This window comes from Neobacillus sp. Fa239 (assembly GCF_055395235.1).
Map to the genome: position 1 here is coordinate 1,052,929 of NZ_AP041611.1, position 19,811 is coordinate 1,072,739.

23 protein-coding genes are annotated in these 19,811 nt (G+C 39.9%); 16 read left to right on the forward strand and 7 right to left on the reverse strand.

The window, feature by feature from the left end:
• Positions 1 to 9: 9 nt before the first annotated feature.
• Positions 10 to 951, forward strand: a complete 942-nt coding sequence (yhaM, locus tag ACZ5XR_RS04905) for a 3'-5' exoribonuclease YhaM (RefSeq protein WP_464502225.1) — start codon at positions 10 to 12, stop codon at positions 949 to 951.
• 91 nt (positions 952 to 1,042) lie between these two features.
• Positions 1,043 to 1,249 carry a sporulation YhaL family protein gene (locus ACZ5XR_RS04910; RefSeq protein ID WP_464500559.1) on the forward strand — a complete coding sequence of 69 codons (207 nt, stop codon included), beginning with the start codon at positions 1,043 to 1,045 and terminating at the stop codon, positions 1,247 to 1,249.
• Between the two features lie 82 nt (positions 1,250 to 1,331).
• Here ACZ5XR_RS04910 and ACZ5XR_RS04915 read toward each other — a convergent pair whose 3' ends face one another.
• Positions 1,332 to 2,207, reverse strand: a complete 876-nt coding sequence (locus ACZ5XR_RS04915; RefSeq protein WP_464500560.1) for a peptidylprolyl isomerase — start codon at positions 2,205 to 2,207, stop codon at positions 1,332 to 1,334.
• Positions 2,208 to 2,404: 197 nt separating this feature from the next.
• Between ACZ5XR_RS04915 and ACZ5XR_RS04920 the strand changes: the two genes are divergently transcribed.
• Entirely contained in the window at positions 2,405 to 2,494 is a 90-nt protein-coding gene (locus ACZ5XR_RS04920; protein ID WP_464500561.1) for a YjcZ family sporulation protein, read from the forward strand.
• Positions 2,495 to 2,586: 92 nt separating this feature from the next.
• On the opposite strand, the gene ACZ5XR_RS04925 is transcribed toward ACZ5XR_RS04920, so the two are convergent.
• Positions 2,587 to 2,766, reverse strand: a complete 180-nt coding sequence (locus tag ACZ5XR_RS04925; RefSeq protein WP_464502226.1) for a hypothetical protein — start codon at positions 2,764 to 2,766, stop codon at positions 2,587 to 2,589.
• Between the two features lie 219 nt (positions 2,767 to 2,985).
• Between ACZ5XR_RS04925 and ACZ5XR_RS04930 the strand changes: the two genes are divergently transcribed.
• On the forward strand, positions 2,986 to 3,324 hold the full coding sequence (locus ACZ5XR_RS04930) for a DUF1878 family protein (RefSeq protein ID WP_464500562.1): 339 nt from the start codon (positions 2,986 to 2,988) through the stop codon (positions 3,322 to 3,324).
• On the opposite strand, the gene ACZ5XR_RS04935 is transcribed toward ACZ5XR_RS04930, so the two are convergent.
• The 3 genes from ACZ5XR_RS04935 to ACZ5XR_RS04945 all read right to left on the reverse strand — a co-directional run bounded on the left by ACZ5XR_RS04935 (position 3,325) and on the right by ACZ5XR_RS04945 (position 5,302).
• Positions 3,325 to 3,897: an HTH-type transcriptional regulator Hpr gene (locus tag ACZ5XR_RS04935; RefSeq protein ID WP_464500563.1), complete on the reverse strand. Its 573-nt coding sequence runs from the start codon at positions 3,895 to 3,897 to the stop codon at positions 3,325 to 3,327.
• A gap of 329 nt (positions 3,898 to 4,226) precedes the next feature.
• On the reverse strand, positions 4,227 to 4,754 hold the full coding sequence (locus ACZ5XR_RS04940; protein ID WP_464500564.1) for a tryptophan transporter: 528 nt from the start codon (positions 4,752 to 4,754) through the stop codon (positions 4,227 to 4,229).
• Positions 4,755 to 4,882: 128 nt separating this feature from the next.
• Complete coding sequence (locus ACZ5XR_RS04945) at positions 4,883 to 5,302, reverse strand: HIT family protein (RefSeq protein WP_464500565.1); 420 nt, start codon at positions 5,300 to 5,302, stop codon at positions 4,883 to 4,885.
• A 592-nt stretch (positions 5,303 to 5,894) separates the two neighbouring features.
• Here ACZ5XR_RS04945 and ACZ5XR_RS04950 point away from each other — a divergent pair.
• From ACZ5XR_RS04950 to ACZ5XR_RS04970, 5 genes are read left to right on the forward strand one after another with little or no spacing between them, the layout of a single operon-like run.
• Positions 5,895 to 6,635: an ABC transporter ATP-binding protein gene (locus ACZ5XR_RS04950; RefSeq protein WP_464500566.1), complete on the forward strand. Its 741-nt coding sequence runs from the start codon at positions 5,895 to 5,897 to the stop codon at positions 6,633 to 6,635.
• Positions 6,628 to 7,839, forward strand: a complete 1,212-nt coding sequence (locus tag ACZ5XR_RS04955; RefSeq protein ID WP_464500567.1) for an ABC transporter permease — start codon at positions 6,628 to 6,630, stop codon at positions 7,837 to 7,839. Before ACZ5XR_RS04950 ends, ACZ5XR_RS04955 begins: the two co-directional genes overlap by 8 nt.
• Positions 7,840 to 7,858: 19 nt before the next feature.
• Positions 7,859 to 8,581 (forward strand): EcsC family protein, encoded by a 723-nt coding sequence (locus ACZ5XR_RS04960; RefSeq protein WP_464500568.1) that lies wholly within the window; start codon positions 7,859 to 7,861, stop codon positions 8,579 to 8,581.
• Positions 8,582 to 8,617: 36 nt separating this feature from the next.
• The gene (locus tag ACZ5XR_RS04965) at positions 8,618 to 9,004 is read left to right on the forward strand and encodes a hypothetical protein (protein WP_464500569.1); all 387 of its coding nucleotides are present in this window, start codon (positions 8,618 to 8,620) and stop codon (positions 9,002 to 9,004) included.
• Positions 9,001 to 9,126, forward strand: a complete 126-nt coding sequence (locus ACZ5XR_RS04970; RefSeq protein ID WP_464500570.1) for a hypothetical protein — start codon at positions 9,001 to 9,003, stop codon at positions 9,124 to 9,126. Before ACZ5XR_RS04965 ends, ACZ5XR_RS04970 begins: the two co-directional genes overlap by 4 nt.
• Before the next feature lie 278 nt (positions 9,127 to 9,404).
• Here ACZ5XR_RS04970 and ACZ5XR_RS04975 read toward each other — a convergent pair whose 3' ends face one another.
• Positions 9,405 to 10,577: a M20 family metallopeptidase gene (locus ACZ5XR_RS04975; RefSeq protein ID WP_464500571.1), complete on the reverse strand. Its 1,173-nt coding sequence runs from the start codon at positions 10,575 to 10,577 to the stop codon at positions 9,405 to 9,407.
• A gap of 311 nt (positions 10,578 to 10,888) precedes the next feature.
• Complete coding sequence (locus ACZ5XR_RS04980; RefSeq protein ID WP_464500572.1) at positions 10,889 to 11,401, reverse strand: antibiotic biosynthesis monooxygenase family protein; 513 nt, start codon at positions 11,399 to 11,401, stop codon at positions 10,889 to 10,891.
• Positions 11,402 to 11,659: 258 nt separating this feature from the next.
• Between ACZ5XR_RS04980 and hemE the strand changes: the two genes are divergently transcribed.
• The 7 genes from hemE (at position 11,660) to ACZ5XR_RS05015 (ending at position 19,490) form a co-directional block, all read left to right on the forward strand.
• Positions 11,660 to 12,706, forward strand: coding sequence for a uroporphyrinogen decarboxylase (gene hemE, locus ACZ5XR_RS04985; protein WP_464500573.1), 1,047 nt, complete (start codon positions 11,660 to 11,662; stop codon positions 12,704 to 12,706).
• 93 nt (positions 12,707 to 12,799) lie between these two features.
• Positions 12,800 to 13,732, forward strand: a complete 933-nt coding sequence (gene hemH, locus ACZ5XR_RS04990; protein ID WP_464500574.1) for a ferrochelatase — start codon at positions 12,800 to 12,802, stop codon at positions 13,730 to 13,732.
• A 34-nt stretch (positions 13,733 to 13,766) separates the two neighbouring features.
• Positions 13,767 to 15,215, forward strand: a complete 1,449-nt coding sequence (hemY, locus tag ACZ5XR_RS04995) for a protoporphyrinogen oxidase (RefSeq protein WP_464500575.1) — start codon at positions 13,767 to 13,769, stop codon at positions 15,213 to 15,215.
• Between the two features lie 41 nt (positions 15,216 to 15,256).
• Complete coding sequence (locus ACZ5XR_RS05000) at positions 15,257 to 15,991, forward strand: MBL fold metallo-hydrolase (RefSeq protein ID WP_464500576.1); 735 nt, start codon at positions 15,257 to 15,259, stop codon at positions 15,989 to 15,991.
• 16 nt (positions 15,992 to 16,007) lie between these two features.
• The gene (locus ACZ5XR_RS05005) at positions 16,008 to 16,997 is read left to right on the forward strand and encodes a lipoate--protein ligase (RefSeq protein ID WP_464500577.1); all 990 of its coding nucleotides are present in this window, start codon (positions 16,008 to 16,010) and stop codon (positions 16,995 to 16,997) included.
• A 126-nt stretch (positions 16,998 to 17,123) separates the two neighbouring features.
• A complete protein-coding gene (locus tag ACZ5XR_RS05010) occupies positions 17,124 to 18,677 on the forward strand; it encodes a fatty acid--CoA ligase family protein (protein ID WP_464500578.1) in 1,554 nt (517 codons plus the stop codon).
• Positions 18,678 to 18,713: 36 nt separating this feature from the next.
• A complete protein-coding gene (locus tag ACZ5XR_RS05015; RefSeq protein WP_464500579.1) occupies positions 18,714 to 19,490 on the forward strand; it encodes an enoyl-CoA hydratase-related protein in 777 nt (258 codons plus the stop codon).
• Positions 19,491 to 19,811 lie beyond the last annotated feature (321 nt).

Consider the following 19,811-nt stretch of genomic DNA (forward strand, 5'->3'; position numbering starts at 1 on the left):
AAAAAGAAAATGAAAGGTATTCTTAAACATGATGTTGGGGAACAAGTTGAGTTATTTCTGCTGATCAAAAGCGCCACGAAAGGCACTGCGAGTAATGGGAAACCATTTTTGACACTTATTTTGCAGGATCAAAGTGGTGAAATAGAGGCAAAGCTCTGGGATGCGGGCGAAGAGGATGAAAAGAACTTTGCAGGCCAAAATATTGTTAAAATAACGGGTGAGGTTCAAAATTATCGTGGAAAAAACCAATTAAAAATACGTCAAATTCGCAAATCTACTCTTGCCGACAATGTTAAACTTGATGATTTTCTTGAGACTGCACCTCTAAGCCAGGAAGAAATGTCAGGAAGGTTGACCCAGTATATTTTCGAAATGAAAAACCCAAATATACAACGGATTACCAGGCATTTACTTAAGAAGCATCAAAATTCCTTTTTCGCCTATCCGGCGGCTACGAAAAATCATCACGAGTTTGTGTCAGGGCTTGCCTTCCACGTTATCAGCATGCTTGACCTTGCTAAGGCGATCTCAGGGCTGTACCCAAGTCTTGACCGTGATTTACTGTATGCCGGAGTGATCTTGCATGATATGGGTAAAGTGTTGGAGTTATCAGGGCCGATTTCGACTGCATATACGGTCGAAGGGAATCTTTTAGGGCATATTACCATAATGGTTAACGAAATTGGCAAAGCTGCAGATGAGCTCGGCATAGCTGGGGAAGAGGTCCTTATTCTGCAGCATTTGGTTCTAAGCCATCACGGAAAAGCGGAATGGGGCAGTCCGAAGCCTCCGTTAATTAAAGAAGCAGAAATTCTTCATTATATTGATAATTTAGATGCAAAAATGAACATGATGGACCGGGCACTGGAAAGAGTAAAGCCGGGAGAGTTTACCGAACGCATTTTTGCTTTAGATAATCGATCCTTTTATAAGCCTGTTTTTCATAAATAAAAGATAACCAATTTGGTTATCTTTTTTGCTATCCGTGAGAATAATTTCGCCATTGCTGAATAAATTGTATTAAAAAAGTGGACGACCACTTATGGAGGGTGCAGAAATTATGACTATTCCTTTTTGGGTATTTGCTGTCGTGGTTGGTATTGTGATTAGCGCTCTGATGGCGATTAAAACCGGTAGAGATGAACGAATGCTGGAGCAGGAAAGTATTGAAAAAGAAGGGGAAATATTTTTACAGCGACTTGAGATGGAAAAAGAAAAGCGTGAAGGCGAGAAAGCAACAGGTGTATAAAGAAAGAGGATGACCTTCATAGTCATCCTCTTTCTTCATTTTGAGCATTTGTGCAGTTGCACCACCAACCAGCGTGATTTTATTACTGCTGTGGTGTTGTTGTTTGTACCTTTAAGGCATCCTGTAGGGACTTGTCGCTTATTGTTACGTTCGCAGCTTTTAATTCGTTCTGCATTGCTTTATTAATCATGTCACTTGTTAATTTCGATGATTTAACATCATATTCAATTTCGCTCTTCATTTGATCATATGGTTTTTTGGCTTTAATTTGAGTGACTTGGATAATATGATAGCCAAATTGAGATTTAACAGGTGCGCTAATTTCATTAACTTTCAGTGCATAAGCGCCCTTTACAAAATTTGGATCATATTGTCCAGCATTGTCCTTCGTGATCCAGCCTACTTCTCCGCCATTTGCAGCTGTACCCGTATCTGTAGAATATTTCTTTGCCACATCCGCAAATTTTTCACCGGCATCAAGTTTTTTCTTAACTTCGAGTGCCGTTTTTTCATCCTTGAGGAGGATATGACGGACATCAATTTCAGGTTTTAAGTTATTATAATAATCTTTTAGCTCTTTATCCGTTACTTTTACATCCTTCATAGCCGCTTTTTCTTGCATCATGCCGACTTTCATTGTTTTCCTTAAATCAGCTTCATTCTTATATCCATATTGTGCAAGAGCAGCATCAAAGTTTGATCCAAGCTGACTTTTCAATTGAGCAATCTTGGCATCTAACTCCTTTGTGGTAACAGGATATTTCTTTGAAAGTACTTTTTCGAAAACAAGCTGCTGCAAAGCCTGGGTACCAATTTTGTCCTTCATGGCATTATAAAGCTCTTGTTGAGTAATGTTCCCCGCACTGCTTTTTGCCACCGTATCAGAACTCGTTTGATTGCATGCACTTAATGCAATAACCCCGCCAGCTAATGTCAGGGCTAATATCCACTTTTTCATGATGAATCTCTCCTAAACAGTAAATTCTTGTGATTCCTTGTCCACAACCTATACTATAACATAATTGGTAACAACAGCAAAAATTTAAGGGCCAATTACAAAGAATTGTGACTTTTGCAAAGAAAATTGGTTAAAGCCTAAACGAAATGGAGAGTGGTTGAATAGGATATCGTATGAAAAAAGAAGGAGGGAAAAGAATGACTGGTGCAGCATATGGTGGTGGATTTGCGTTAATCGTTGTTCTGTTCATCTTGTTAATAATTATTGGAGCTTCTTGGTGTTGGTAATAAATAAATGAAAAGCGATGAGGCGAGCCTCATCGCTTTATCTTTGGCGGGAATCGTTACTAATTCGTCAGGATCATTTATAATAATGGGGATTATGTATATAAAATTTCAACATATGACGAAATAAGTAAAATCGTAATCAGGACATTAATCGTACGAAATACTTTATGTTGGCGTTCCTCAGGAATTTCTTTTTGAATACAAAGGGAATTTGTTAATTTATTTACATAGAACAAAATTAAGATGGCAAACACAATAAAAATGGAGATCATCAAAGATTCCCTCCCTTTTGTTTATAATTAAGATTATAATTACAACAATATCAAAAAACATAAAAAAAAGATAGTCAAAAAGAATGAAAGACTAAAAGAATGAAATGATTCACGATGTAGGAAAGATAAGCTGTTTCTAAAAAAATGATTTACCTTATTGGTGGAAAAGCTAATAATGAACATAATGAAATGTTGTCATGTGAAACGAGGTAGTTGAAAATGAATGAGTCAGAATTACTAAATCGAATCAATTTGCTTGAATACCATCAAAAATTGCTTTTAGAGATCGTCAGCCATCCCGAGCTGGATTTTCATAAATTGATTGTAAAAAGGGGAGTGGCTGAAAACGAAGTACAGAATTTCTTTCATTTATGTGATGAAATGAGCATAAAAATGGAAAAACAAAAAGCGGAAGGGTTTATTTATTTTCATCCGCTTTTCACTGAGTTTTTAAGTTTATTAACAGTAAAATTTGATGCGAAAGAAGTCATACAAGCCTGTTTAGCGCAAGGTCTATTTTTGCCATTGATGAAGGAGTTCCATAAGTACATTCAATAGCTATGCGAGTTCTTGCTGGGTGTCTGCTTTGCGGAGTTTTCCGTTTACATCTACAAATTCACTTTCGATGTTGTGGAAAGAGCGTTCAAAGATTTCCATAAAATCTTCGCCATAGATATTACGAACAATCGCCATCATTTCAATAATATCAGGAAATTTGCCGTATAGGTCTCTTAATGGCAGCGCACCAGAAAAGACTGCATTGCTATTGGGTTCATATGTTTCCATTAATTGAAGTAAAATCTCTTCTCCATTTGGTGTGAGTTCAATATAGGTATTTCGCTTGTCATTTTCCTTTTTGGAAAATTTAAGTAATCCGCGTTCTTCTAACTTTTTTGAGAAGTTAAATGCTGTTGAAACATGCATGACACCGAACTTTGCCACATCGGAAATGGAGGCTCCATTCAAATGGTAGGCGATCCAAAGAATATGGTGTTCATTAATGTTTAAATCAAAAGGCTTTATCCACTGTTGCCAATCCTTCTCAATTGATTTCCATAGGGCTTTGCTTAATTGAGCAATTCGCTGGCTAAAAAGCATCGCTTCTTTCATTGAATATTGTTTGTCTGACATCCTCATTTTCACCTACTTTTTTATTTCTCTATTAACATTATGCCAATAAAGTAAAAATTAATAAAGATATAAATTTACAAAATCTTTAGAAATTATAACAATTTTATAAATTTTTTGATAATTCCGTAGAAAAAAAGAAAACCGAAATAATATATACCTATATTTTACGTGTTTTCACTAAATAATTCCAACTTTTTCGAAAATTCATTAGAAAAATTTTTTTCTATTTCTGCCAATTTTTATAATTTAGGTTAAAGAGGCATGAAATTCAAAGGAAAGATATAAAGAAAAGAACCCAAAGGTTCTTTTCTGGTGGATCTAAACGTTTATTATTTTTGAATAACGGATGGTGTTGAAAAGTTTGTTCTTTTTAACACCGAGAGGGCAACTGGATACAAAATAACCATGATCACTGTATTGAGTACAACTGCTGGTAATACCCCTGCTGAAAAAAGTAATGCGAAGGATTTTGGTAAACCGACGATAAAATAGGCTGATGCTAAAAAGACTGAACCTGAAACAATCGTTCCAACAGCCGTTAAAACCGCAACACTAACAATGGAATTCAAGAATTTAGTTACTACTACATATAAACCGAAGAATACCGTAGCTGTTACGAGTTTATCAATGATATTTGGAATTTGTCCTCCAGGAAAACCAGTTGTTAAGGCTGTCAAAATCCCTGTAACAATGGCAAGAAGCATAACACTCTTAAAATCAGGAAAAAGTATAATACCTAAAAACATCATTGCTAGCATCATGTCAGGCTTAATTCCAAAAAATGCCGGCATCACCATGTGCAGGACTACCCCAATCCCCACTAAAAGTGATAAGGTTACTAAATTCTTTGTATTCATTTCTCTTCTCTCCTCTGCTCTGCTCTAGATTTTGTTCCTCCTGCAGTGCGCTAGTTGCCTGCAGCGAAAAACTTAAAAACATTATACCACATCTTTATTAAAATAATAAAGATGTAATTTTCAGATAATTATAAATATTTTTTGATGCTCGATGCCATGTCCTGTAACAAACTTGGTGTATAGTCACTTTGGTTATTCTTCCAGACAGCGCCAAAGCCATCGCCTTTCCCGTAACGTGGAATTAAGTGCATATGGAAATGGAAAACTGATTGTCCGGCATGTTCTCCATTATTGTTGATGGTGTTCAAACCGATTGGTTCATATGTTTGTTTTAAAGCGTTAGCGATCGCGGGAACGACTTCGAATATATTCCTGGCGATTTCAGGTGTTAATTCAAATACATTATCCTTATGTATTTTCGGGATGACTAAGGTGTGGCCCTTCGTAACCTGACTGATATCCAAAAAAGCCAAAACATGTTCATTTTCGAATACTTTTGCTGCGGGTATTTCTCCATTTACAATTTTACAAAAAATACAATCACTCATTGAACAACACAGCCTTTCAACTAAATATTTTCCCTATCTTACCATAATCATTAAAAAAGAAAAAGGCAGGATTCGCATGGAATCCCGCCCTCTCGAAGGGGAATTGCTTCAAGAGTTACGTTCAGTTAGGAGTGTTCTTTGATAAACACCTCATTTTTCGTTAGAGTGTTTTTTATAAAGAGACATCATTGTTCAAGCTGACCATCCCCTATGTTTGTTTTTATATGTTATCCCAACTTATAAAAACAAGTGGCGATCTGCGGTAAACACCTCATTTGCCGTTTATTTTATAAACAGTAGATGTGTTATTTGAACTCTAAATGGTTACCATGCACTTTGTACAAAACAACCATCCCCTTATTTAGAAACGTTTAGAAGCTCACTTGTTTGAAAGGAAATTGTCTTTAACAGACACCTCATTTCAAGTTTTGATGAATTTCTTCATCGAAGTAAGTTGTTTCCCCTTCGAATATTATGATGTCCCATTTTTCGAGTTCTATACAAAAAAATATCAAAAATTGAATTCCTACTTTTATTGAGCACTATTTGTTAAAATGAAAATTAATTCATGCTAAGGAAGGACGTTTGAAAAATGTCTTTATTATCAATTGAAAACTTAATTGGGGGATACACAAGAAACCCAGTTTTGCGAGATGTATCATTTGAAGTGAATGAAAAAGAAATGGTGGGTTTAATTGGTTTAAATGGTGCAGGCAAAAGTACGACCATTAAACACATCATTGGTTTGATGGAGCCGCATAGCGGGAAAATTGAAATCAATGGTCAAACCTTTACCAAAAATAAAGAAGCGTACCGGAAATTGTTTACCTTTGTACCAGAAACCCCCATTTTATATGAAGAGCTGACATTGGAGGAGCACCTGCGTCTAACTGCAATGGCGTACGGACTTGATGAATCGGCCTATAAAACAAGAGTCACCCCGTTGCTTTCAGAATTTCGGATGGAAAAAAGATTAAATTGGTTTCCAGCACATTTTTCCAAAGGAATGAAGCAAAAGGTCATGATCATGTGTGCTTTTTTGGTACAGCCAGCGCTCTATATTGTTGATGAACCATTTGTCGGATTAGACCCTCTAGGCATTCAATCACTTCTTGATTTAATGAAAAAAATGAAAGAAAACGGAGCCGGTATTTTAATGTCGACCCATATCCTGGCCACAGCCGAAAAATATTGTGACCGCTTTGTCATTCTCCATGAAGGCAAGGTTCGTGCAAAGGGGTCACTTGAAGAGTTAAGGAAGGAATTTTCCATGCCGCAAGCGTCTTTAGATGATTTATATATTCAATTAACAAAGGAAGAAAATTATGTTTGATGATACAAAACTTTGGAAAGAGCGATTTGGCCGCAGATTAAGGGATTTAAGCCGTTATCTCCGTTACATATTCAATGGACACCTTGTGATTGTCCTGTTATTTTTACTTGGCTCGGGGGCGTTTTACTATCAGAAATGGATTGCAACGCTTTCAAACGATTTTCCCGCTTCATTGATTATGGCCGTTATATTGGGGATATTTTTAACATACAGTCCCGTTTATAACTTCCTCCTTGAAGCGGACAAGGTCTTTCTGATCCCGCTTGAGTCCCGCTTGCGAAATTACTTTTTTCGTTCAGGGGCCGTAAGTCTTATTTTTCAAGGGTATATCCTGCTAATGGTGCTGGCGGTTTTCATGCCCATGTATGCCCATGTAAACAACGAAGGATTTCACTCATTTTTATTCTTTTTCATTGCCCTTCTCGTCATTAAAGCATGGAATCTGGCTGCCAGCTGGGAAATCCACTATTTTGTTCAGCCGTCTGTTTATCGATGGGATATGATTGTCCGATATTTAAGCAATGCTGTTTTTAGTTATCTTTTATTTAACCGGGCAAATTACCTGATCCTATTGAGTATCCTTTTAGTGATGGGCTTATATTATTGGTCATTTAACGTGAGAACCAGAAATATGGGCTTGAAATGGGACTTACTAATTGAAAAGGAAGAGAAAAGGATGTCGTCCTTTTACCGCCTGGCGAATCTTTTCACTGATGTTCCTAAATTAAAGGACTCTGTGAAAAGAAGAAAGTGGCTTGATTTATTCATTTTGCAAATCCCTTTTTCACAAGAAAAGACTTTTCTGTATTTATTTTCACGAACATTCCTGCGCTCATCCGATTATCTCGGACTGTTTATTCGCTTAACGATTATCGGCGCTGCCGCCTTATATTTTCTTTCATTTGGGTTAGGACAAATTTTAATGGCTATTCTATTTATATACTTAACCGGCTTTCAGCTCCTGCCGCTTTGGAATCATCACCAAAATAAGCTTTGGGTGGATTTATATCCCGTATCTCCAGAAAATAAGACAAAAGCCTTCCAAATGTTGATGATGATGATTTTAGCCATTCAAGCGTTCATTTTTGCCTTGTTTATTTTTATCAAAGGGGAAATGGGCATTGGATTGATTGTTTTAGCAGCAGGCTTCGCCTTTGGTTACCTGTTTGTATACTTCTATAGTAAGAAGAGGATAGCAGCTTAAATAAAATGGTGGGATCCCTATGAATGAATATGAACTTAAAGTTTACGATGAGGTTTCCGAGTGGAAAAGGAGTATCATGAAGCGCTCTGGAATCATGAAACGAATATCCAAAAAGACTCAGCAAAAAATGAATGGACTGATTCCTGATAAGGTCCATCAAATTGTGACGGAAAGCATTAAAGCCATGGTAAAAACAACGTTATTCGGTTCGAAAATTACGACCAAAAAAGAACAAGCTGTCGGATTGTCTCTGGCCGATCGGGACGACCTAATGAGAAAAAAGACGGCATTGTTCCAAAAGACCGCGATTATTGAAGGAGCAGGAACCGGAGCAGCCGGCTTTTTGGTCGGCCTTGCCGATTTTCCCTTACTTTTAACGATAAAAATTAAATTTCTCTTTGAGGCGGCAGCTGTCTATGGATACAACACGAATGAATATGAAGAACGGCTCTTTTTGCTTCATGTTTTTCAGCTCGCCTTTTCCAGTGATGATGTACGCCGGGAAACCTTAAAAAAAATTGAAAGCTGGGACCACTATAAGGAAGAATTAAAAGAAATGGATTGGCGTAAATTCCAACAGGAGTACCGTGATTACATTGACTTAGCAAAGATGCTGCAGCTTGTTCCAGGCATTGGAGCAGTCGTGGGGGCCTATGCCAACAACAATTTGCTCAAACATTTGGGTGAAACCGCGATGAATGCTTACCGGTTGAGGTTGCTTAGTCAAATACCTGAATTTTAGGGGGGATGTGGCCTAAAGCAGGCGTTTGCATTTGCATTGCCCAATAAGAGGGAAAAAGGGCTTGGTCGGTCAAAGCAGAGTGGCTGCATTGCCCGGGAAGAGGGAAAAGGGGCTTGGTCGGTCAAAGCAGAGCGGTTGTATTGCCCGTGGAGAAGAAAAAAGAGCTTGGCCGGTCAAAGCAGAGCGGTTGCATTGACCGTGGAAAAGAAAAAAGAGCTTGATCGGTCAAAGCAGAGCGGTTGCATTGACCGAGAAGAGGGAAAAAGAGCTTGGCCGGTCAAAGCAGAGCGGTTGCATTGCCCGTGGAGAGGGAAAAGGAGCTTGGCCGGTCAAAGCAGAGCGATTGCATTGCCCGTGGAAAAGAAAAAAGAGCTTGGTCGGTCAAAGCAGAGCGGTTGCATTGCCCGTGAAGAAGAAAAATGAGCTTGGCCGGTCAAAGCAGAGCGGTTGCATTGCCCGTGAAGAAGAAAAATGAGCTTGGCCGGTCAAAGCAGAGCGGTTGCATTGCCCAAGAAGAGGGGAAAAAGAGCTTGGCCGGTCCATGACACCCGTCCAAGCTCTTTTTGATAAAATTTCAGTCATCAAGAAGCGCTGTAGATTACCGATCATTCATTCTTAAGAGCCACTCGGTCATCAAGAAGTCCTATAGATGCCCGAACACCCAATCAAAAGAGCCTCTCAGTCATCAAGAAGCCCCATTGATGACCGAAGCCCCAATCAAAAGAGCCTCTCAGTCATCAAGCCTCCTTATAAGTGACCCCAAAAACACTTATAAGAGCTCCAAGGTCATCAAGCCCCCAAAAATCAATCAAGACAAATAGAATTATTTATGACTTAGCAATGCCGCACTACCAAGCGTTTTCGCTGCAATTAACATGGCTTTTTCTTCAATGTCAAATTTCGGATGATGATGTGGGTAACCAGGTTCTGCCCCCTCTGGTTTGGCTCCTGTGAAAAAGAACGTGCCAGGTACCTTTTGCAGATAATAGGCAAAATCCTCCGCACCCATTTGTGGCTCGGTTTCTTCGATTAACCGTACCTCTGGCACATGTTTAGCACAATCAATTAAAAATTCTGTTTCTGCTGCATGATTCACCACAGCCGGGTAGCCTCTTTCATATAAATATTCATAGGTGCTGTTAGCGGTATAACAAGTGCCATGAATGACTCGTTCCAATTCCTCTTCGATGAACTGCCGAACATCTTCATTGAATGTTCGAACCGTACCGACCAGCTTTGCTTTATCCGCAATCACATTAAAGGCATTCTCAGCGGTAAAAGAACCGACCGTGACCACAGCAGGTTCAACAGGATTCACTTTTCTGCTGACAATTTGCTGGAGATTCATGACAAGCTGCGAGGCAGTGACGATTGCATCCTTCGTCCTGTGAGGCTGGGCACCGTGTCCGCCTTTGCCTTGGATGTCAATTTCAAAGCGGTCTGCTGCCGCCATGATCGGACCTGTACGATATTGAATTTTTCCAACTGGTTCGCTGGCCCACAAATGAGTGCCAAAAATTACATCGACGCCATCAAGACAGCCGTCCTCAATCATCGAGGCCGCTCCGCCGGGCGCGTATTCTTCGGCATGCTGATGGATAAATACATAATTACCTTCTAATTCATCCCTTAATTCGTGCAAAGCCTTGGCAAGAAAGAGGAGGGTAGAGGTATGGCCATCATGACCACAAGCGTGCATAACGCCAGGAACAAGCGATTTATAAGGAACGTCTTTTTCGTCCTGAATTGGTAATGCATCAAAATCGGCCCGTAATGCTACCGTTTTACCTGGTTTTTTTCCGTAAACTTTTGCGACGACTCCGTTACCCCCGACATTTCCTTTTACCTCGATTTGGAGCTTTTCGTAAAAGTCCTGAATAAATTTAGCAGTAGTATACTCCTTAAAGGATAATTCCGGGTGCTGATGCAAATATCGGCGAACCCGAACCATTTCATCATAATAGCCTTCTAGTTTATCAAACAATTTGTTTAGCATTGAAGAAACCTCCTATGTATTTTCTAACTATTTTAACATTTTTATATTAATATGTAGATTAAATTGAAAAAGAGGATGATAGAAATTTCACCCTCTTTCGCCGTTTATATTAAAAACATTGCCGCAATCGTTGTTACCACTAGACCAATCACAACAGGTATAAGGTTTCTCCTTGCCAAATCATAGGGGGTTCTTATAGAAAAAAGAGGCTGTACAAAAACAAAGGGTCAGACCCCTCAACAGATAATATATAGTTGAACTACGATTAATAAGCGACACTATATATTGAATCTAGGGGTCTGACCCTTTTACTATTCCGTAATGGTATATTTACGAACATAGGATTTACTTGCGAAAATTTGCGGCTGTTCATCCGCTCCATTTTCTGATGAGGGTTTTCCATGGGAAAGCGGAAAGGACTTGGAGTTTTTCCAGTTTTCAAAGGAAGTTTCTTGATCCCAAACGGTAAGAATGATATACGTATTGGATGTTAACGGACGTAGGATGCGGTTAGCGATGAAGCCAGGTTCAGTATCAACTTTTCTTGGCCGATTCTTAAATTGATGTTCAAACAACGGCCGCCCTTCATCGGTGACAGGTATATGATTCATGACCACAAAACCTGCCTTCGTGATTTCCCCGGATGAGTCGATCACCTCATACCTACGCGGTTGTTTAAAAACCGTTTCTCCGCTTGTTTCGTGCAGCAGAAGGGAGTCGTAATCGTCGTCGCCATTGACCATCGCCACGATTTTTTCACTTGGATATTTTTCGACAATGCGCTTTAAGTAATCGTAAGTGCCTGTTGTAATATAAATGTTCATAAGCCTCGCTCCTTTTGTTATGCTACGTCTTATTCTAAGCAAAATAGACTCTTGAATGCTATAATCAACTCCATTTAATTTAAACAATTTTGTAAACATAAAAACGACTATTTTTTGACACTTCCTATAGTTATCTATACACAAATAGGTTAAATCGATATAGTGAAGAGAGTTATACATATGCATTGTGAAGTTTTATTTTACTGCTATATATATTAAAATGGGAAACAGACATGTTTTGAAAGGTGGATTATTTTAATGCCAAAACCGATAAACGATACTTTTTTAAAAGCAGCAAGAGGGGAGACGACTGACTATGTTCCCGTTTGGTACATGAGACAGGCAGGCCGTTCTCAGCCGGAATATCGGGAAATAAAAGAGAAATATTCTTTATTTGAAATCACACACCAACCGGAGCTATGTGCTTATGTTACCCGGCTTCCGGTTGAAAATTATAACGTTGATGCGGCGATTCTCTATAAAGACATTATGACGCCGCTGCCGGCTATTGGAATGGATGTTGAAATTAAAGGCGGAATTGGTCCTGTCATCGACAATCCCATTCGTTCGTTAGCCGACGTGGAAAAACTGGGAGAAATTAATCCGGAAGAAGATGTTCCCTACGTTTTAGAAACTATCAAAATCTTAACTCAAGAACAATTAAGCGTGCCTTTAATAGGATTTTCTGGAGCGCCATTTACACTTGCGAGCTACATGATTGAAGGTGGCCCTTCAAAAAACTATAACAAAACAAAAGCTTTCATGTATTCAGAACCAAAGGCATGGTTTGCCTTAATGGAAAAGCTGGGGAGTATGATCATCACTTATGTGAAAGCGCAAATCCGTGCGGGTGCAAGGGCTATTCAAATTTTTGATTCATGGGTCGGTGCGGTCAATGTGGAAGATTATCGATTCTACATTAAACCTGTTATGAATCAAATTTTTACTTCATTAAAGGAAGAGAATGTACCATTGATTATGTTTGGTGTTGGAGCCAGTCATCTTGCTCTGGAATGGAATGACCTGCCTCTTGATGTGGTCGGCCTGGACTGGCGCCTGCCAATCCTTCAAGCACGGGAAATGGGCATTCATAAAACAGTCCAAGGAAACCTCGATCCTGCGATCCTTTTAGCACCTTGGGAAGTGATTGAAGAGAGAGCAAAAGCGATCTTGGACCAAGGAATGGCGCAGAACGGATACATCTTTAATCTTGGACATGGTGTGTTCCCTTCTGTAAGCCCTGACGTATTAAAAAGATTAACATCGTTTATCCATGAGTATTCAGCCTCTAAATTAAGTCGCTAATCACGAAAAACAAGTGCTGAAATTGGTAAAATGTCCAAATTTTTGGCACAATAAGATGAGTTGTGAAAAGAGATGTAAATTGAGGTGCAGAATATGACAAAAAAGAAAATGGGCCTGCTGGTTATGGCTTATGGTACTCCCTATAAATTAGATGATTTAGAACGTTATTATACACATATTCGTCATGGCCGCAAGCCGACGGCAGAAATGATCGAAGAGCTAAAAAACCGTTATGAAGCCATCGGTGGAATTTCACCACTCGCGAAAATTACACTCGAACAGGCTGAAAAACTGGAAGAACATTTAAACCAAATCCAGGATGAAATTGAATTCCACATGTACCTTGGTTTAAAGCATATCGAGCCATTTATCGAAGATGCGGTCAAGCAAATGCATGAAGATGGAATCGAGGAAGCAATCAGTATTGTTCTTGCACCTCATTTTTCGACCTTTAGTGTGAAATCATACAATGGAAGAGCAGTGGAAGAGGCAGAAAAGCTGGGCGGTCCGAAATTGATTTCCATCGAAAGCTGGTATCAGGAGCCTAAATTTATTGATTACTGGGCGGATAAAGTGAAGCAAATTTTTAATCAGATGCCTTCGGAGGAAAGAGAACAGGCTGTTCTAATTGTTTCGGCCCATAGCTTGCCGGAAAAAATCCTGCAGTCAGGTGACCCCTATCCCGAGCAGCTTCGTGAAACAGCCGAATTGATTGCAGAGCAAGCCGGCATCAAAACATTTGAAATTGGCTGGCAAAGTGCCGGGAATACACCTGAGCCTTGGCTTGGTCCAGATGTGCAGGATTTAACAAGAGATTTATTTCAAAAGCATCAGTATAGAGCATTTGTCTTTGCCCCTGTTGGCTTTGTTTGTGACCATCTTGAAGTTCTTTATGATAATGATTTTGAATGTAAGAAGGTGACGGACGAGATAGGAGCTCGTTATTATCGTCCTGAAATGCCAAATGCAAAGCCCGAATTTATAGATACATTAGCAACTGTTATTTTAAAAACACTAAAGTCATAAACAGCTGGATTTTATATGGAAGAAGGTGACGTCCGTGCCAAAAGAAAAACAAAAGGTGGCGATAATCGGAGGGGGAATTTCCGGGCTGGCAGCCGCGTATTACCTGCAAAAAGCTGCCCGTGAAAATAATCTTCCCATTGAGATTAAGCTAATTGAAGCGTCACACCGTCTCGGAGGGAAAATGCAAACGGTTGTTAAAGATGGTTTCACAATTGAGAGAGGTCCGGATTCATTTTTAGCTCGGAAAACAAGTATGATTAGACTGGCAAAGGAAGTAGGAATGGACCATCAATTAGTTCCGAATTCCACAGGAAAATCGTATGTCCTGGTGAATGAGGAGCTTCACTCGATGCCAGGCGGGTCTATTATGGGGATTCCAACGGAAATAGGTCCATTTATTACAACAAAATTATTTTCCCTTCCAGGAAAAATTCGTGCGGCTGCCGATTTTATTTTGCCGAAATCGCCTAGTGGAAAGGATCAATCATTAGGTGAATTTTTCCGAAGAAGATTAGGTAATGAAGTGGTTGAAAATTTAATCGAGCCTCTTCTTTCGGGGATTTATGCAGGTGATATAGACCATTTAAGCTTGATGTCCACTTTCCCGCAATTTTATCAGGTAGAGCAGAAATACGGCAGCCTGATTATTGGCATGAAAAAATCCTCACCTTCTAAACCAAAAAAAGCGGAAAGTGATTCACAAAAAAGCACTGGCGTCTTTTTGACATTTAAAACGGGACTCCAGTCATTTGCTGAAGCAATTGAAGCAAAAATAGATTCCGATTCCATTTTAAAAGGTCATCGCGTAGATAAAATAACCAAGGATCAATCTAAATATGAAATTTACCTTAATAATGGTGAGTCGCTGACCGCCGATTGTATTATTGTGGCTACACCGCATAAAATCACTCAATCCATGTTCTCGCAATACGAATTTTTTGATCCATTTAAATTGGTTCCTTCGACTTCTGTGGCAACGGTTGCCTTGGCCTTTCCAAAAGAAGCGATTAAGAAGGATATCGATGGGACAGGGTTCGTTGTTTCAAGAAATAATGATTATTCCATTACGGCATGTACGTGGACGCATAAGAAATGGAAACACTCTACGCCGGAAGGAAAGGTATTACTTCGTTGTTATGTGGGAAGAGCTGGAGATGAAACAATCGTTGAGCTCTCAGATGACCAAATTGTCAAGATTGTTCTCGAAGATTTGAAAAAAATAATGGATATTACGATGGATCCGGATTTTACCATTGTATCGAGATGGAAAAATGCGATGCCTCAATATACGGTTGGACATAAGCAGCGTTTGGCAACCATTTTGCAGCACATTAAAGAAGAACTTCCCGGCGTATTTTTAGCCGGCGCCTCCTATGAGGGTGTTGGTGTGCCTGACTGTATTGATCAGGGGGAAGCTGCCGTTAAAGATGTATTAGAATATTTACAAATAAATCATCCTTTAAAAGAAGCTGTTCAGATCTAACAGCTTCTTTTTCACATATTACTATTTTGGAGGGATTGGATATGAAGCTTACGATTATAGGGTTTTGGGGCGGTTATCCGAAAAAAAATGCGGCCAGTTCAGGATACTTACTTGAACATAACGGTTTTCAATTGTTAATTGATTGCGGCAGCGGTGTTTTGGCCAAACTGCAAAATATCCTGGAACCTGAGGACCTTGATGCGGTGATGATATCGCACTATCATCCTGATCATATTGCCGATATCGGTGTATTGCAGCATGCGCGATTAATCCAAGGTTTTTTAGGCAAAGAGATGCCAACTCTACCGGTTTACGGTCATCATTTTGACCATGATGAATTTTTAAAATTGACCTATAAGAATATCATGAAGGGGATCGCCTATGACCCAAATCAAGCGGTGTCAGTCGGTCCGTTCCAGGTGTCATTCTTAAAAACCGATCATCCTGTTCCCTGCTATGCGATGCGAATTGAAGCAGATGGGAAGGCAATCGTCTATACAGCGGATAGTTCCTTCAAAGAAGAGTTTATTGATTTTAGCAGGGGGGCAAACGTGCTGTTATGTGAATGCAATTTATACGGGCATCAAAACGGCAAGGCTGCCGGGCATATGACAAGTCTTGAAGCAGGCCGTTTTGCCGCAAGAGCCAATGTGAAGCAATTAATATTGACGCATTTACCTCATTACGGAAACTTAAGTGATTTAGTTAACGAGGCTTCAACAGAATTTACTGGTATAATTAAGCTGGCAGATGAGCTTCTTACCATTTCAGTATAAAAAGGAGATAAGAGGAATGCTATTTATCGATAATAAAGGCATTACAGACCCGCGTATTAATCTGGCGATTGAGGAATACGCACTTAAGAATCTCAATATTAATGAAACCTATCTATTATTTTACATAAATAAACCATCCATCATCATTGGAAAAAACCAAAATACCATTGAAGAAATTAATACCGAATATGTTGACCGCAATGGGATCATCGTGGTCAGAAGATTATCCGGGGGCGGAGCGGTTTATCATGATCTTGGAAATTTGAATTTTAGTTTTATCACAAAAGATGATGGGGAAAGCTTTCATAATTTCCGCAAATTTACAGAGCCTGTTGTGGATGCCCTCAAAAAGCTTGGCGTCAATGCAGAGCTCAGCGGCAGAAATGATCTTTTAGCAGAAGGAAGGAAAATATCCGGCAATGCCCAATTTTCAACAAAAGGCAGAATGTTTAGCCATGGCACCCTCCTGTTTGATTCGGAAATGGATCATGTGGTATCGGCATTAAAGGTAAAAAAAGATAAAATTGAATCCAAAGGAATTAAATCCATCCGCAGCCGAGTGGCCAATATTTCCGAGTTTCTTACAGAAAAAATTAGCATTGAAGAGTTTCGCTCTTTGATTTTAAAGTCCATTTTTGGTGGAGAAGAAAACATCACCGAATACGTTTTGACAGAGGAGGACTGGGAGAAGATTCACCAGTTATCAAAGGAGCGCTATCAAAACTGGGATTGGAATTACGGAAAATCGCCGAAATTCAACCTCCAGCATTCCCACCGGTTCCCTGTCGGCTCCATTGATGTCCGCCTTGATGTTGATAAAGGAATCATCGAAAACTGCAAAATTTATGGTGACTTCTTTGGTGTCGGTGATATTGGCGAAATAGAAGATATGCTGAAAAATGTACGTTATGAACGATCTGAAATCGAAAAAGCTTTAGCCGATGTGGATATAACTTATTATTTTGGAAATGTAACAAAAGAGGAATTTATTAACTTGGTGTATTAAGGAGACCGATTACTTTTGGTCTTCTTCTTTTTTATGCTTGAATACTTAAATTCCAAGCAATATAATATATTTAGAAAATTATAACTATTTAATGAATGAGTATTCATTCATGCGGGAGGGGAAATAATGAATCTTTCATCGCAGCTTCATGAAACCGCTTTACGTTCATCTAAAAAAACAGCCTATTATTTTTTGGATCAAGCCACAACCTATGCTGAATTGGACCATTCGATTTCAAGGTTTGCATCCGGTCTTGAAAAATTAGGAGTCAAAAAAGGGGACCATGTAGCCCTCATTTTAGGAAATTCTCCTCATTTTATTATTGGCTTATACGGTGCATTGCGCTTAGGGGCAACAGTGATTCCCATTAATCCAATTTATACATTAGATGAGATTGGGTTTATTTTGAAAAATGGTGATGTAAAAGCGGTGATTGCTCTTGACCTGGCGATCCCTTTAGCTGAAAAAGTGCATCCGCTCCTGCCAAAGGTTGAATATTTTATTTATTGCGAATCGGGATCACAGCCTATGGACCTCGAACAACTTTCTGTTTATCCTAAATTGAAACCGTTTACAAGTGTTGTTTCTTTAGGGGATCTTTATTTTCAAGGCCCGGAGCTCGATGATGAGGATGTGGCGGTGATACTCTACACATCCGGAACTACTGGAAAGCCGAAAGGGGCCATGCTGACTCATAAGAATTTGTACAGCAATGCCAAGGATGTTGGCGATTACTTAAAAATGAGCCATGATGACCGGGTGATTACGGCCCTGCCTATGTTCCATGTTTTTTGTTTAACGGTTGCTTTAAATGCGCCATTATTGAGTGGGGCCACTATGCTGATTGCTCCCAAATTCAGTCCAAAGGAAATATTCCGTCTTGCAAAAGAATTTCGTGCGACCGTTTTTGCAGGTGTTCCGACGATGTATAATTTCTTATTCCAATATTCTGATGGAAATCCGGAGGATCTTAAGTCATTCCGTTTATGTGTTTCTGGAGGTGCATCGCTTCCTGTTGCCCTTCTCAAGAATTTTGAAAAGAAATTTAATGTCGTAGTTTCGGAAGGCTATGGGTTATCGGAAGCCTCTCCGGTTACATGCTTTAACCCGCTTGATCGCCCGCGGAAGCCGGGGTCAATTGGGACGTCGATCCTGAATGTTAAAAATAAGGTTGTCAACGAGCTTGGAGAAGAGGCTGCCGTAGGTGTGGTTGGCGAATTGATTGTCCAAGGTCCAAACGTGATGAAAGGCTATTATAAAATGCCGGAGGAAACGGCGGCTGCCATAAAGAATGGCTGGCTCTATACGGGGGACCTGGCTCGAATGGATGAAGATGGCTATTTATTTATTGTGGATCGAAAAAAGGATATGATCCTTGTTGGCGGATACAATGTTTACCCTCGGGAAGTAGAAGAAGTCTTATACAATCACCCGGATATCGTCGAGGCCGCTGTCGTGGGGGTGCCTGACCCTAATCAAGGCGAGGCAGTTATCAGCTATGTTGTCAGCAGGAATGCTGATTTGACGGAAGAACAATTGCTGGAATATTGCAAGGAGCATTTGGCCAAATATAAAATTCCTTCCTCCATTGAGTTTATTGAGGAGCTTCCAAAGAATACAACTGGTAAAATATTAAGAAGAGCCTTATATGCACAAATTGCGCAAAGGGCTGGCAGCTAGGATTTTTAAAGATACATATTTTAGAGAGGTGGACTTATGGAGCAGATTCTATTAGAGGTATCCAATCATATTGCTGTAGTAACAATTAACCGTGCAGATGCACTCAATGCCTTTAATTATGAAACATTACTTGACTTGCAAAAAAAAGTGGAAGAGATTCGAATTAATCGGGATATCCGTGCCGTTATTTTTATTGGAGCTGGTGAAAAGGCTTTTAGTGTTGGGGCCGATTTAAAGGAGAGGAAAAACCTCTCTGATGAACAAGTAAAGCGAAACCTTTACAAGATTAATGAGGTTTTTACCGCGATTGATCAGCTGCCGCAGCCAACGATTGCAGCTATTAATGGGTTTGCCTTTGGCGGCGGGATGGAGCTTGCGCTTGCATGTGATTTTCGGATTGCGGCCCAGGAAGCCTTGATGGGGTTAACCGAGACAAGCCTAGCGATAATCCCGGGGGCAGGTGGAACACAGCGTCTTCCGCGTTTGATTGGACAAGCAAAAGCATTGGAGTTAATCCTAACCGCTCGCCGGTTGTCCGCGGAAGAAGCTTTCGCTTTTGGATTATTGACAAAGATTGTGCCTAGAACGGTACTATTAGCGGAGTGCACAGGATTTGCAGAGCTTTTACTAGCGAATGGTCCAGTCGCCCTCCAACAGGCAAAATTCGCCATCAAAAATGGTATGAATGCCGATTTGAATACCGGGCTGCAAATTGAACGAAAGGCTTACGAAGTAACCCTTCCTACAGAAGACCGGATTGAAGCCCTGCAGGCTTTTGCTGAAAAAAGGAAGCCGATTTTTAAAGGGAAGTAAAATGATACACGCTTGGTCAGGGAGTGCACTCGAGATTTTTTCATTCTCGGGTGTATTTTTTGGGGCTTATCATATTAACGGCTCTGGCTTTGGCTCTGGATTACCCGTGGAGGTTCAATTTTCCTCAGAATGGTCAATAGAATGGGTTTGCTTTGCCCGTGGAGGATGAATTTAGCTGATTACGGTCAATGGAATGGCTGTGCATTGCCCAAGGAGAATGAATTTAGCTGATTACGGTCAAAGCAACGGCTGTGCATTGCCCGAGGAGAATGGATTTACCTCATGACGGTCAAAGCAATGGCTGTGCATTGCCCGAGGGGA